This is a genomic window from Faecalibacterium sp. I4-3-84 (assembly GCF_023347255.1).
In the GTDB taxonomy this organism is placed as follows: Bacteria; Bacillota; Clostridia; order Oscillospirales; family Ruminococcaceae; genus Faecalibacterium; species Faecalibacterium taiwanense.
The window spans coordinates 362,662-376,414 of sequence record NZ_CP094466.1; the positions used below are offsets into that span (position 1 = coordinate 362,662).

Sequence of the window (13,753 nt, forward strand, 5' to 3'; positions counted from 1 at the left end):
TGTTTGCTTTTTATAAGTTACAGTGCCTGATCCAGTGCAGCGGGCATACGCTCCACCTTGCTGATGTCTGCACCCAGACCGCGCAGCTTTTCCACGATATTCTCGTAGCCGCGCTCGATGTGGCCGATTTCCTCGATCTCACTGGTGCCGTCTGCCATCAGCGCAGCCACCACCATGGCAGCGCCTGCACGCAGATCCAGTGCGCGCAGCGGTGCAGGGGTGAGCTTATCCACGCCCTCAAACACAGCCACCTGACCGTCCACCTGCACGTTGGCACCCATCTTGCGCAGCTCGTCCACATAGCGGAAGCGGTTGTCCCACACGCTCTCGGTCACGGTGCTGGTGCCCTTGGCCACGCTCAGCAGCACGCCCATCAGGGGCTGCATGTCGGTGGGAAAGCCGGGATGCGGCATCGTGTTGATCTTCAGCGGCAGAATATCGCCGGTGCGGCGCACACGCACAGCATCGTCAAATTCTTCCACCTCCACGCCTGCACGGCGCAGCTTTTCGGTAATGGGTTCCAGATGCTTGGGGGTGACGTTCTTCACCAGAACATCGCCGCCGGTGGCAGCAGCAGCCACCATGTAGCTGCCAGCCTCGATCTGATCCGGGATGATGCTGTAGGTGCAGCCGTGCATCTTTTCCACGCCGCGCACCTTGATCACATCGGTGCCTGCGCCGCGGATGTTCGCACCGCACATATTCAGGAAGTTTGCCAGATCCACCACATGGGGTTCCTTGGCACAGTTTTCCAGAATGGTCTGGCCCTTGGCCATTACAGCGGAGAGCATACCGTTCATGGTAGCGCCCACGCTGACCTTATCAAAGAAGATGTGTGCACCGTTCATCTCCTTGGCGCGCACGGTGATCATGCCGTAGTCCACGCTGTCCTCTGCGCCCAGAGCACTGAACACCTTCAGGTGCTGGTCAATGGGGCGGGGGCCGAGGTTGCAGCCGCCGGGCATGGCCACCTGAGCCTTGCCAAAACGGGACAGCAGTGCGCCCAGAAAGTAGTAGCTGGCGCGCATCTGGCGGGACAGGTCGTCCGGGACGTTGGTGCCGTTCAGATGAGTGGTGTCGATCTCGTAGGTGTTGCGGTTGATCATTTTGATCTGTGCGCCCAGAACGCTGAGGATCTTCAGGCTCACCGCCACATCACTGATATCCGGCAGATTCTCGATCACACAGACATCCGCAGCCAGAATGGTTGCAGGCAGGACGCCCACCGCCGCATTTTTGGCACCCGAAATGGTAACTTCGCCGTGCAGGGGCTTGCCGCCCGTAATAACAAATTTCTCCAATTTTATGATCTCCTTGTCGGAGGCCCGCAGCCGCAGGCCTGTTAAGGTTCCTGAAAGCATTTTCCATAAAAGCTGCCTGATGTGCATGGGCCATAAGGCCGTACACGTACAGCTATCTTATTATACACAACTTTCACAAAAAAGCAAAGCCCCGCTTGGTGTTGTTTTATTATTTTCTGTTTTGCCCATTTTCGCGCAGGATATTCCAAAATTTTGATTTCTTTTTCAGGTATTTTACAAAAAACAGATCCATTGCTGTTGCGCTTTCTTTACCAGATGTGGTCTTCGCACCGAGTCTCAGTGATCCAGCCCAGCTGGTAGGCAGCCACCAGCTGCTTGAGGTCGTGCACACGCTCCCGCAGCACCTCGCCCTCGTCGGTGTCCTCCACGAGAATGCGATGATTTTCGGTCTCCAGAATGTTTTTCTGGGAAATGATATCCAGATTATCCTTCACCGCTTTCTCAGCACTTTCAAAGGGCTGATGGGTGCGCAGGGACATGGTGCGGCTGGAATACACCAGCGTGTAGCCCGCAATGCCGGTCTTTTCGTGGTAGGCACGGCAGAAACCGCCGTCGATCACCACCAGCCGTCCGCCGCCCTTGATGGGGCTTTCGCCGTTCTTTTCCCGCACCGGCACGTGGCCGTTGACGATGTGGCTGGCACCGGGCAGGCCAAACTCGGCCAGAATGCGGCGGCAGACGGCCTCATCGTTATACCATGTATAATAGGGGTCCTTCACCTCGGTGTGGGTGGAAGCGTCCTCTACATAGAGCCGCTCGAAGGTGGTCATGGCACTGCGGCCAAACAGCGGCGAAAGCTTGCCGCACCACAGATACCACAAAAAATCCTGTCCGCTCTGGCGGGCAGCGCTGCCTTCCGGTGCATAGTAGCCCCGGCGGGCGCGGGCATCACAGTAGTCCATCAGTGCGCGGCCGGAGTAGCGGTGGCCCTCAAAGCGCTCCATGGCAAAGGTGCCGCGGCTGGTCATGGGCACAGCGCCATGGTAGAGCAGGTTGCCGTTCTCAATGTGGTACACGCTGCCCTTTGCATAGAGAAATTCCACATGCTGCTGCAGTTTTTCGCTCTGGCGGAAGGACTGCACCAGCTTGCGCAGCACCAGCTGTTCATCCGGGTGCAGTGCGGCCGGGTCGGCGGGGTCCACCGTGGGGAACGAGGTATCCCGCAGAGGATACTCCTTTTCGCCGATCTTTACCGTGTGCTTTTCCCAGTCGATGCGGCGCAGATAATCTCGCTCCTGCATCTGGAAGTCCGGGTTGCGGTCGATGACATGGCACTCCAGCTTGAACATCAGAATGCTGATGGCCTTGTGCATCACGGCACAGCGGTGCAGCATTCCCCTGGTGTAGGGGCCGCGGGCCGCATCGGTATGAGGCATCCAGATGGAAAGATCATCATTGCCGTAGAACTGCTCGGCCATGCGCTGCAGATGGCGCAGGTTGATGCCGTAGCAGTCCTCCAGCATTCCGTGGTTATGATAAGCCAGCGTGGTCTTGAGCACCGTGCAGATGCAGATGGGGCTGCCCGCAGCGGCACCCATCCATACTACATCGTGGTTGCCCCACTGGATATCCACATTGTGGTGGCGCATGAGCAGATCGAGGATGATATCCGGGCGTGGGCCGCGGTCGAACAGGTCGCCCACGATGTGCAGCTTGTCCACTGCCAGATGCTTGATCAGCTCGCACAGCCGCACGATAAAGCGGTCGGCGCGGCCATTTTCAATGATGCTGCCCACGATCTGGCCGTAGTACAGATCCTTGTCATGATCCTCAAAATGGGCGTGGAGCAGCTCGTCCAGAATGTAGCCGCAGCTGGCAGGCAGGCATCTGCGCACATGGTCGCGGGTATGCTTGGAGGACACCAGACGGCAGATATCAATGAGCCTCAGCAGCGTTTCGGTGTACCACTGATCCAGTGCTTCCTCGCTAGTACAGCGTGCCTTGAGCTGGGGCAGCTTTTCGTTGGGGTAATAGATCAGCGTTGCCAGCTCGGCGCGGGTATGCTTCGGCACGGTATCGCCCAGCACCTGATCCACTTTTTCGCGAATGACACCGGAGGCGGAATTCAGAATATGCACAAAAGCTTCATTCTCGCCGTGCAGGTCGCTCATGAAGTGCTCGGTACCCTTGGGCAGCTTGAGCAGTGCCTGCGTGCTGATGATCTCGCTGGCTGCCGCCGCCTGCGAAGGATAATCCCGCGAGAGCAGGGTCAGGTACTTGAGATTATCGCGGATCTCATCGGTTTCGGTGCGCATGGTCTCCTCCATCACAACGTTCTCTCTGCCGCAGTCCGCCACACGGACCTTGCAAAGATGTTGCTTTCCATATGTATTATTTTTTCCTTATCTTATAGTATAGCACGTCCGGGGCGAAAAGTGGTATACTGGGGCTGACAAACTTTCAGCAAAGGACTTTGGATATTATGCCGAAAAGCGATTTCGTCTCCGTTCCCTCTTCCTGCACCCTCTGCCCGCGCCGGTGTGGGGCCGACCGTGCTGCCGGGCGCACCGGTTTCTGCGGCGCGGGCGGCACCTTAAAAGCAGCCCGCGCTGCCCTGCACTACTGGGAGGAGCCATGCATCAGCGGCACAAAGGGCAGCGGCACGGTGTTCTTTTCCGGCTGCACCCTCAAATGCTGCTTCTGCCAGAACTATCCCATCAGCGCCGAGGGCCTTGGCAAGGAGATCAGCGTGGAACATCTGGCAGAGATTTTCCTGAATCTGCAGGAGCAGGGTGCCAACAACATCAATCTGGTCACGCCCGGCCAGTGGCGGCCCTGGATCATTGCCGCGCTGGATATTGCCCGGGCTAAGGGCCTGCATCTGCCCATCGTATGCAACACCGGCGGCTACGAAACGGTGGAAAGCGTGGAAGCATGGCGCGGATACATCGACATCTGGCTGGCCGACCTGAAATACGTCTCCTCCGCCCTCTCGGCAGAGCTTTCCTCTGCACCGGACTATTTTGCGCAGGCAAAGCCCGCCATTGAAGCCATGATGGCACAGGCCGGGCACCCGGTGTTCAATGCAGAGGGCATCCTGCAAAAGGGGGTCATTCTGCGGCACCTTGCCCTGCCCGGCCATGTTGACGACAGCTTTGCGGTGCTTGACCAGATGGCCGCGTGGAACGATGCAGACCCCGGATGCTTCATCCCCAGCGTCATGAGCCAGTACACACCGTTTTACAAAGCCGCAGAGCACGGCATCGGACGGCGCATTACCACCTATGAATACCGCCGGGTGGTCAACTATGCCATGGACAAGGGACTGGCGCAGGGCTACATGCAGCAGAAGAGCAGCGCAAAGGAAGAGTATACGCCTTCTTTCGATTTGACAGGGGTATGAATTCGTCAAATCTCCCAAAAAAGGCTGATTATTTTCTCTTGCATCCCTGCGGAAGTGCTTGCAATCCCATCCGGGCCGGATTATAATGGATACAACGATGTGTTAACAGAACTCTGATGAGCTGTAAATATCAGGAGGAGCGTTATGGAACATTTCAACCCGATCCTTGGCAACGATACCCCCGGCCAGAAATTCATCACCTGCGGTGAGATCATGCTGCGCCTGACCCCGCCGAACTACGAGAAGATCCGTATGGCATCCGGCTTTGAGGCCAGCTACGGCGGCAGCGAGGCCAACATTGCACTGGCACTGGCTAACCTTGGTGTGGACAGTACCTTCTTCAGCGTGGTGCCCAACAACAGTCTGGGCAAGAGCGCCGTGCGCTGGCTGCGTTCCAACGACGTGCACTGCACCCCTATGATCCTGACCGAGCCGAACGAGACTCCTTCCAACCGTCTGGGTACTTATTATCTGGAGACCGGCTACGGCATCCGCCCGTCCAAGGTCATCTACGACCGCAAGCACAGTGCCATTACTGAGTACGATTTCTCGCAGGTGGATCTGGATGCTTTGCTGGACGGCTACGACTGGCTGCACCTGAGCGGCATCACCCCGGCACTGGCACCCAACTGCCGTGCCCTCATTCTGGATATGCTCAAGGTCGCCAAAAACAAGGGCCTGACCGTCAGCTTCGACGGCAATTTCCGCTCCACCCTGTGGAGCTGGGAAGAAGCCCGCGATTTCTGCACCGAGTGCCTGCCCTATGTGGATGTGCTGCTTGGCATTGAGCCGTACCACCTGTGGAAGGATGAGAGCGACCACTCCAAGGGCGACTGGAAGGACGGCGTTCCTCTGCAGCCCAGCTATGAGCAGCAGGACGAGATTTTCCAGCACTTCATCGAGCGGTATCCCAACCTCAAGTGCATTGCCCGCCATGTGCGTTATGCGCACAGCGGCAGCGAGAACAGCCTGAAGGCCTTCATGTGGTACGACGGCCACACCTTCGAGAGCAAGCTGTTCACCTTTAATATCCTTGACCGCGTGGGCGGCGGTGATGCCTTTGCCAGCGGCCTGATCTACGCCATGCTGCACAACTACAGAGCCATGGATATGATCAACTTTGCGGTGGCAAGCAGTGCCATCAAGCACACCATCCACGGCGATGCCAACATCACCGATGATGTGAGCACTATCCGCAACCTGATGAACATGAACTACGATATCAAGCGGTAATCGCTTTTTCCCGGTCTGGTTTCCTGCTTTTGTGCAGGAGACCAGATTTTTTTGTGGGCAAACACTTTTCCTGCCGGTTTTTTCTGTTATACTACAGGTATGTCATTTTGTACTTTATTTCAGGAGGTTTTTCATGCATTCGACCCGTTTCCAGCGCCTGCACCGGAGGTTCGGTGCCGCACTGATGCCATCCAGGATCGCCTTTCTGGCCGTTCTTCTCTATCTGATCTCATTGATCCCGATTTTCCTGTTTTCATCTTACTGTCACCCTCTGGCAGACGATTTTACATACGGACTGCTTGTGCATCGGGCTGTTGTTTCCGGCGGCGGGATCCCGGAGATTCTGTCCGCTGCAGCGGAAACGGTGCGCGACTACTATTTCACTTGGCAGGGGACGTTTTCAGCAATTTTTCTATTTGCATTACAGCCGGGGGCTTTTTCAGAGTCTGCCTATTTTCTCACCCCATTCATCATTATCGGCTGCCTGAGCCTTTCCACCTTCGTCCTGATGCATTTTGTCTATTGCAGGCTTCTGGGCGGAAAAAGCAGTCAGGCCGTGATCCTCTCCGCGCTGACGCTTCTGCTCTCAGTTCAGATGGTGACCAATCAGGCGCAGGCGTTTTACTGGTTCAACGGCGCTTCCTATTATGCGGTCTTTTATTCGTTTTCGCTTCTCTTTTTTGCCGGGATCGGTACCCTGCTGCTGGACGCCGGCAAAAAAGTGCATCCGGTGCTGACTGGGTGCTGTGCATTGCTTGCGGTTCTGATCGGCGGCGGAAATTACAGCACCGCCCTGACCACCAGCTTCATCGCCTCTGTTCTCTGCGCCGCATGGTTATTTTTCAAAAAGCCCGGCCGGTTCCGCCTTGCTGTGATTCTTCTGATCCTGCTGGTTTCCTTTGCAATCAGCGTTCTTGCGCCCGGAAACGCTGTCCGGGCTGCCCGCGAGGCATCCATTTCCCCCGTGCTGGCCATTCTTCTTTCTCTGTCCAACGCTGTTATCTGGGTGATGAGCTGGGTCAATCTACCTCAGATCGTCCTGTTTGCGATCGCCGGGGTGTTTTTCTACTGCCTGCCGGATCGCCGCATCCTTCCGTTCCAGCATCCGGTGCTGGCAAGTACTCTGATCTTTGGCCTTTACGCTTCGCAGTACACCCCGCCGCTGTATGCTATGGGCTACATCGGCTCCGGGCGTCAGATCAACATTTACTGCTACAGCTCCTACTGGTGCATTTTTGCAATCCTCTATTACTGGATCAACTGGTTCAAACACACCCGTTCCGAGCCATCAGGGCTGCCCGCTTTTCTTGCTGTACCATCCCACCGGGCAGCTTTCTTTCTGGCAGGCATCCTCATGCTGGCCGTCGGTCTGGTGGGACCGGAGGATCCTCTGCCCTCTCTCCAGCGGCTTACCTCCGGCAAGGCAATCACTGCCATTGTCGATGGCTCTGCAGACCGGCATGAACAGGCTTATCAGGAACGTCTGGAGCTTCTTCTGACACCTTCTGATGTCTGTGTTCTTCCGGGGCTTCTGCCGCCCTGCCCGCCGTTTGAGGATGATCTTCTTGCCGCATCCGAAGATGACGGTGAATACTGGCAGAACGAAGCTCTGGCGGAATACTTCAATCATAAAAAGGTCGTTCTGGACGCTGCAGGCTGATGCCTGCTTTCTCACAGAGCAAAAAAGGGGCTGTTGCAAAATAAAAATGCGCTAGCATCGTGCAAAAGTAGGAACCCGGAACCTGTTCCGAGCCAAGCGGCTCAAGAAGGTTCCGGGTTCCTGTTTTTGTGCTATTTGCTTTTTTAGCGCTTCTTTTTTAAATAGTATCCAATGCCAATGGCATCTGCCAGCGCCCAGCCAATGGGCACGCTGAGCCAGATGCCGGTAACGCCCAGCGGCGTGGCCGAAAGCAGATAGGCCAGCGCCACGCGGGTGCCCAGCGATGCAATGGTGAGCACCACCGACATCTGCGGCTGGTTGACGGCGCGGTAATAGCCGTACAGCAAAAACAGAATGCCGATGCCAATGTAGCACGCGCCCTCAATACGCAGGTAGTGCACACCGGCGGCAATAATAGCCCCTTCGCCCGGGTCGATGAAGATGCTCATGAGCGGCGAAGCAAAGGCGCACACCAGCACACTGATGCACACGCAGAACACTGCGCTGCACAGGCCCGCACTGCGGATGCCCTTTTTGATGCGGTCGGTCTGGCCCGCGCCGTAGTTCTGGGCCACATAGGTGGAAAACGCATTGCCGAAGTCCTGCACCGGCATGTAGGCAAAGGAATCGATCTTGACCGCCGCCGCAAACGCCGCCATGATCACGGTGCCAAAGCTGTTCACAAGACCTTGCACCATCAGGATGCCAAAGTTCATGATGGACTGCTGGACACTGGTCATGACGGACAGATTGAGGATGATATCCAGATTCTTTTTGTCCCAGCGGCAGTCGGCCTTTTTGGGGCACAACTGCGGGAATTTTTTGAGAGTGTACAACCCGATGCCAATGCCGGACACGAACTGCGAGAACACTGTTGCGCCCGCCGCGCCCTTCACTCCCCAGTTCAGCACCAGCACGCACACAAGGTCCAGAATGACGTTCAGCACCGCCGAAACCGCCAGAAACAGCAGCGGCACCACCGAGTTGCCAATGGCGCGCAGCAGGTTTGCAAAGTAGTTATACAAAAAAGTAGCCGTAATGCCCAAAAAGATGATGAGCAGGTATTCCTTCATCAGTGGGCGCAGCTCCTCCGGCACCCGCAGCACCCACAGGATTCCGTCCAGTCCCAGATACACCAGCACGTTCAGCACCAGCGAGATGCCTGCAATGAGGACGAACGAAAGGAACACGCTCTGCCGCATCCGGTCCTGCTCGCCGCTGCCATACTGCATGGAAATGGCCGCACCGCTGCCCATGCACAGGCCCAGCAAAATAGAGGTGAGGAAGGTCATGAGGGTATAGGACGAGCCCACTGCCGCCAGCGCGTCTGCGCCGAGAAAGCGGCCCACTACCCATGTATCCGCAATGTTGTACATCTGCTGCAGCAGATTGCCCAGCATCAGCGGCAGAGCAAACAGCAAAATGCTGCCGGTGATGGGGCCTTTGGTCAAACTATGCTGCATTGTTTCCGATTCTCCTTTTTATAACGCTGTTTCAGCCGGTGCACTGGCTCTGCCGCCGTCCCGCCTTGAAAGAGACTGCTCTCTTCCTGCAAACTTCTGACGGTACTCTCTGGGCGTGCAGTGCTTGATCTCCCGGAAGGTCTTTGTAAAGTAGCTGGTATCCGAAAAGCCGCAGTCGGCACCGATCTCGCCGATCTTCATGCTGGTGGAAAGCAGCAGCTCGGCGGCCTTTTCAATGCGGTACTGCTTGACATACTGGATGGGTGTGATCCCCAGCAGCTGCCGGAAGCTGCGCAGGCAGGCGCTCTCACTCAGGGCCACGCAGTCGGAAATGCGCTCCACGTTCAGTTCCTCAGCATAATGCTCTTCCACAAAACGCAGCATCTGTTTCATGCGCTGGGCCGCGATCTGCTCCTGCTGAGAGACCTTTGTTTTTCCACCCTCGCACTGCATTCCCAGCAGATGCACCGCCGCCGAAAGATGGTACCGCGCCTGATTCTCATAGTCAAAGACCTCTTGGGCCACTGCGTCCCAGACTTTCCGCAAATGGCAGAGCACGGCCTTCTGCCCGTCGTCTGCCTCGTTCAGCAGAAAGAACGCCGGTGCTCCCGGCTGAAGCAGCGGGTGTACGAGCTTTTGCCAGAAGATGGTATCCATGCCGCCGATCAGGCGCGGATGGAATACCCCGGAATGCAGCAGAGCATCCCCGGTCTCAGCCTGCTCCACCGCATGGAACACTCCGGAATTGACAAATACGCCCTGCCCGGTCTGCAAAATCAGACGGGCTTTGTTCACGTCCACCGCCAGCGGGCCTTTTACGGCAAGGATGTATTCAAACTCTTCATGCCAGTGCCATGCTACCGAATAGCTTTTGAGGTCTTCTTCATAGCAGGCAATGGGAAACAGTGCGCTGCCGTGCTGCACCAGCTCCCTGCCCTCGCTATCCGCCACAATATCCGGCGGGCAGTTGAGCCCGCCCGCTGCTGCACAGCTGGTCTGAAATGCCACGATCAGCCATCTCCTTTCCGTCAAGGTGCACATCCGCATCCGCGCCGGTTTTGTTGTACCAATCGGGCGTTTTTATCCTAATATTCCGCTCCGATGTGTGATATTATTACATCAGCAAAGCACAAGATGCATTGCAAGTATAACACCCTTCCCGGAGGAACTCAAGGTTTATGGTACAGCTTCTGCTTCCGATCATTTACATCTCGTTCATCAGTCTGGGCCTGCCGGATTCCCTGCTGGGGTCGGCGTGGCCCTCCATGTATCCGGCGCTCGGTGTGCCGGTGTCCTATGCGGGGCTGATCTCCATGATCATCTCCTTTGGCACCATCGTTTCCAGCCTGAACAGCGACCGGCTCACCCGTGCGCTGGGCACTGGAAAAGTGACCGTCCTCAGTGTGGCCATGACAGCTGCCGCGCTGTTCGGCTTTTCGATCTCCACACAGTTCTGGATGCTCTGCCTGTGGGCCGTGCCCTATGGGCTGGGTGCAGGCAGCGTGGACGCGGCCCTGAACAACTATGTTGCCTTACATTATAAAAGCCGCCACATGAGCTGGCTGCACTGCATGTGGGGCATCGGCACCATGATCAGCCCCATGGTCATGGGCCGGGTGCTGGCAGGCGGCGGGCCGTGGACATCCGGCTACCGGTACATTGCCCTGTTCCAGATCCTGCTGAGCGCAGTGCTCTTTTTCAGTTTGCCGCTATGGCAGGGCCGTACTGCAGGCACTGAAGCCGAAGCTGCTTCGCCGCAGGCGCTGAGCCTTGGACAGGTATTCTGCCTGCCGGGTGCCAGAGAGGTGATGCTGTGCTTCTTCTGCTACTGTGCATTGGAGACCACGGCCGGTCTGTGGGCCAGCAGCTACCTCACACTGACGAAAGGCGTTGCCGCCGGCACTGCCGCCAGCTTTGCCAGCCTGTTCTACATCGGCATCACTGCCGGGCGCGCCGCCTGCGGCTTTTTGACCCTGAAATTCAACGATACGCAGATGATCCGCATGGGTCAGTGCATTCTGGCCGCAGGGGTGCTGGCTCTGCTGCTGCCCGGACCGCAGATCCTTGCCCTGAGCGGTCTTGTTCTTGTGGGGCTTGGCTGTGCGCCCATCTATCCCAGCATCATCCACTCCACGCCGGAACACTTCGGTGCGGACAGATCGCAGGCGGTCATCGGCATCCAGATGGCAAGCGCCTATTTGGGCAATCTGGCCATGCCGCCGCTGTTCGGCCTGCTGGCAAACAACATCACTCCGGCACTGTTCCCTTTTTACCTGCTGGCACTGCTGGTGCTCATGGTATTCATGCACGAACAGCTGGTGCGCAAAACAAGCCGCTGCTAATTCTGCCATTCTCCTATTCTCCTATTTCATATACAGCAAAAGGCTCCCTGTCCGGTCTCGGGCGGGGAGCCTGCTGTTTTAAAGGAGTTATTTACAGGATGCACCGGCTGATGGCGTTGGCGACCGCAAACAGTTCCTGCTGGCCGATAAAGCCAAACTTTGCCTCGTGTCCGTCCGCAAAGCAGACGGTCAGCTGCGATGCCTGCACCGGGTCGCCAAAGCCTGCCGTCTGGATCCCGAAGTGCAGCACCTTGCGGTACGGCAGCACAAAGATCTGCTGCCGGGTTCCGGTAACGCCCTGCATATCCACCATGATGATGCGGTGGGTGGTAAAGATCACCTGATCGCGCACCGTCTTGTAGGCCCCCACGATGCTCTCACCGTCCAGCAGCAGCGCGCGGGCATTTTTGCAGATGTCCTTTTCCTGAAGGCGGATGAGGTTTTCCATTGGCTTATCACGGAATTCCATGTTTTTTGTCCCCTTTCCTGCGTGGTTTTCTGCCCTTATTGTAGCATTCCTGCAGGCGGTTTACAAGATGTGCTCTCGCCTTTTGGGCCGGGCTGTGCTATACTGTATGCCAAAGAGATTCTTATAAAAACGAGGTAACTCCCATGGAGATCATCATTCATCAGGCCATTCTGCACGTGCTGGACACCACCATGGATGCGCCTGTACTCAGCGGCAGCGGCATGGAAATGACCGCCGAAAAGACCGCCTATTTCCAGTACCACATCGAAAAGCTGCTTGCCAGCGACGATATCCGCCAGTGCCGCCCGCTGCCGGATTCCGCCTTTAAAAACGAGCTGGAGCACAACCACGATTTTGTGGACCTCTCCTGCCGCATCGCGGGCGTTCTGTTCGACTACATGCACGCGCACACCACCATTCCGGGGGCAGACCTTGCCGTGGTGGATTTTACCCGCGATGGTGAGCCGTGGCTGGGCATCCTGAAGTTGAACTACAAAAACGGCTACACCCACTACACCGAGAATGTGGAGGGTGCCCCGGTGAACTCCATCATCCAGCAGCGGGCCTGCCTGCCCAGCCAGAGCGGCAAGGTGGAGGAAGGTGCCCTTGTCAATCTGACCGACTACTCCATGAAGCTGCTGGAAAAAAAGTTCGACATCGACGGCCACAAGGATTTTTACCTTTCCACGGTAGTGTTCCAGTACACCACCGCCCAGCCGGAAAAGAAAAAGCTGCAGGCCATTCAGGAAGCCGCCGTGCAGGCCGTGCAGGAAAACTACGCAGATCAGCCCCACGTAGAGGCTCAGATCGCGATGCTGATTGCCAATCAAGCCGCAGACAACGACAATCAGGTATCCATCCAGCAGGTGCGTCAGCAGTTGGAAGAGGAATATCCCCTTGCCGCCGTGCCCTTTGATGATTATGTGGAAAAGAGTGATGTGCTGGAAGCGCCTGAACAGCCCGTGACCGTGACCCCTGCGCGCATCCGCCGCATGGAGAGCCGCAGCATCCACACCGCCAACGGCATTGAGGTGAAGATTCCCACCGAACTGCTCAACTCGGACAACGAGGTGGAATTTCTGCACAGCGACGACGGCAGCATTTCGCTGCTCATTAAAAATGTGATCCTGTAAGAAACGATTTAAAATTGTCTCCGCGCACGGATTGCGCTCCGACAATATCAGCGGAATCATTATTTTCATATTTGCAAAAGCCGAAAAATCTGCGGATTTTCCGGCTTTTCTTTTTTCACAGGAAGGAGCCGTAACGGGAAACAACAAAAAAGCCATCGTTTTTGCATTTCTGCATCAACGATGGCTTCGTATTGGAGCGGCCGACGAGGCTCGAACTCGCTACCTCCACCTTGGCAAGGTGGCGCTCTACCAGATGAGCTACGGCCGCACATTGGAAACCCTGCTGGATTTCCTTAGCTGGTGCCTCCGATCGGAATCGAACCAATGACACGGGGATTTTCAGTCCCCTGCTCTACCGACTGAGCTACAGAGGCATAAGCGGTGCAATTATCCCTGCACCCTCCCACTCGTATTTCAAGCGGGGCCCCCGCAAAAATTTGCGAAGCAAAGTTTTGTGGGGAAGAGGAGGAATTTCAGAGTTTGTTACGGCGGTCTTACTTGTAAGACTGCCAGACAAACGACTGACATTCCGACGAAGCGACCCGGATCGGGCTCGAACCGACGACCCCCAGCGTGACAGGCTGGTGCTCTAACCAACTGAGCTACCGGGCCAAATGGTGGAAGTTAACGGGCTCGAACCGCTGACCCTCTGCTTGTAAGGCAGATGCTCTCCCAGCTGAGCTAAACTTCCACAAAATGGAGCGGCCGACGAGGCTCGAACTCGCTACCTCCACCTTGGCAAGGTGGCGCTCTACCAGATGAGCTACGGCCGCACATTCCATGTGTCT

At 56.7% G+C, this 13,753-nt stretch carries 10 protein-coding genes and 5 tRNA genes; 5 read left to right on the forward strand and 10 right to left on the reverse strand.

From position 1 onward, the window contains the following. Nucleotides 1-17 precede the first annotated feature (17 nt). Nucleotides 18-1,301 (reverse strand): UDP-N-acetylglucosamine 1-carboxyvinyltransferase, encoded by a 1,284-nt coding sequence (locus MTP41_RS01715; RefSeq protein ID WP_242959267.1) that lies wholly within the window; start codon nt 1,299-1,301, stop codon nt 18-20. A 269-nt stretch (nt 1,302-1,570) separates the two neighbouring features. Further along, a complete protein-coding gene (locus tag MTP41_RS01720; RefSeq protein WP_097777594.1) occupies nt 1,571-3,589 on the reverse strand; it encodes a fructose-1,6-bisphosphatase in 2,019 nt (672 codons plus the stop codon). A 155-nt stretch (nt 3,590-3,744) separates the two neighbouring features. Here MTP41_RS01720 and MTP41_RS01725 point away from each other — a divergent pair, with 155 nt between their 5' ends. The 3 genes from MTP41_RS01725 (at nt 3,745) to MTP41_RS01735 (ending at nt 7,558) form a co-directional block, all read left to right on the forward strand. Continuing rightward, nucleotides 3,745-4,665 carry a radical SAM protein gene (locus MTP41_RS01725; RefSeq protein WP_154255656.1) on the forward strand — a complete coding sequence of 307 codons (921 nt, stop codon included), beginning with the start codon at nt 3,745-3,747 and terminating at the stop codon, nt 4,663-4,665. A gap of 144 nt (nt 4,666-4,809) precedes the next feature. Beyond that, entirely contained in the window at nt 4,810-5,898 is a 1,089-nt protein-coding gene (locus MTP41_RS01730; RefSeq protein WP_249236048.1) for a sugar kinase, read from the forward strand. Between the two features lie 133 nt (nt 5,899-6,031). Next, the gene (locus MTP41_RS01735) at nt 6,032-7,558 is read left to right on the forward strand and encodes a DUF6056 family protein (RefSeq protein ID WP_249236049.1); all 1,527 of its coding nucleotides are present in this window, start codon (nt 6,032-6,034) and stop codon (nt 7,556-7,558) included. A 143-nt stretch (nt 7,559-7,701) separates the two neighbouring features. Here MTP41_RS01735 and MTP41_RS01740 read toward each other — a convergent pair whose 3' ends face one another. Both MTP41_RS01740 and MTP41_RS01745 read right to left on the reverse strand, forming a co-directional pair. Beyond that, nucleotides 7,702-9,021, reverse strand: coding sequence for an MATE family efflux transporter (locus tag MTP41_RS01740; RefSeq protein ID WP_249236050.1), 1,320 nt, complete (start codon nt 9,019-9,021; stop codon nt 7,702-7,704). Nucleotides 9,022-9,039: 18 nt separating this feature from the next. Next, the gene (locus tag MTP41_RS01745) at nt 9,040-10,029 is read right to left on the reverse strand and encodes a helix-turn-helix transcriptional regulator (protein ID WP_249236051.1); all 990 of its coding nucleotides are present in this window, start codon (nt 10,027-10,029) and stop codon (nt 9,040-9,042) included. A gap of 170 nt (nt 10,030-10,199) precedes the next feature. Here MTP41_RS01745 and MTP41_RS01750 point away from each other — a divergent pair, with 170 nt between their 5' ends. Beyond that, nucleotides 10,200-11,363 (forward strand): MFS transporter, encoded by a 1,164-nt coding sequence (locus MTP41_RS01750; protein ID WP_249236052.1) that lies wholly within the window; start codon nt 10,200-10,202, stop codon nt 11,361-11,363. 91 nt (nt 11,364-11,454) lie between these two features. Here the strand turns inward: MTP41_RS01750 and MTP41_RS01755 are convergent, their stop codons facing one another. After that, nucleotides 11,455-11,832, reverse strand: coding sequence for a PH domain-containing protein (locus MTP41_RS01755; RefSeq protein WP_097777588.1), 378 nt, complete (start codon nt 11,830-11,832; stop codon nt 11,455-11,457). Nucleotides 11,833-11,975: 143 nt separating this feature from the next. On the opposite strand from MTP41_RS01755, the gene MTP41_RS01760 reads away from it, so the two are divergent. After that, nucleotides 11,976-12,965 carry a nucleoid-associated protein gene (locus tag MTP41_RS01760; RefSeq protein ID WP_249236053.1) on the forward strand — a complete coding sequence of 330 codons (990 nt, stop codon included), beginning with the start codon at nt 11,976-11,978 and terminating at the stop codon, nt 12,963-12,965. A 192-nt stretch (nt 12,966-13,157) separates the two neighbouring features. Here MTP41_RS01760 and MTP41_RS01765 read toward each other — a convergent pair. The 5 genes from MTP41_RS01765 to MTP41_RS01785 all read right to left on the reverse strand — a co-directional run bounded on the left by MTP41_RS01765 (nt 13,158) and on the right by MTP41_RS01785 (nt 13,738). Then, a tRNA-Gly gene (locus MTP41_RS01765) sits at nt 13,158-13,233 on the reverse strand. A 30-nt stretch (nt 13,234-13,263) separates the two neighbouring features. Further along, nucleotides 13,264-13,339, reverse strand: a tRNA-Phe gene (locus tag MTP41_RS01770). Between the two features lie 164 nt (nt 13,340-13,503). Beyond that, nucleotides 13,504-13,577, reverse strand: a tRNA-Asp gene (locus MTP41_RS01775). Between the two features lie 3 nt (nt 13,578-13,580). After that, nucleotides 13,581-13,656: transfer RNA gene (locus MTP41_RS01780), tRNA-Val, on the reverse strand. A 6-nt stretch (nt 13,657-13,662) separates the two neighbouring features. Then, nucleotides 13,663-13,738, reverse strand: a tRNA-Gly gene (locus MTP41_RS01785). Nucleotides 13,739-13,753 lie beyond the last annotated feature (15 nt).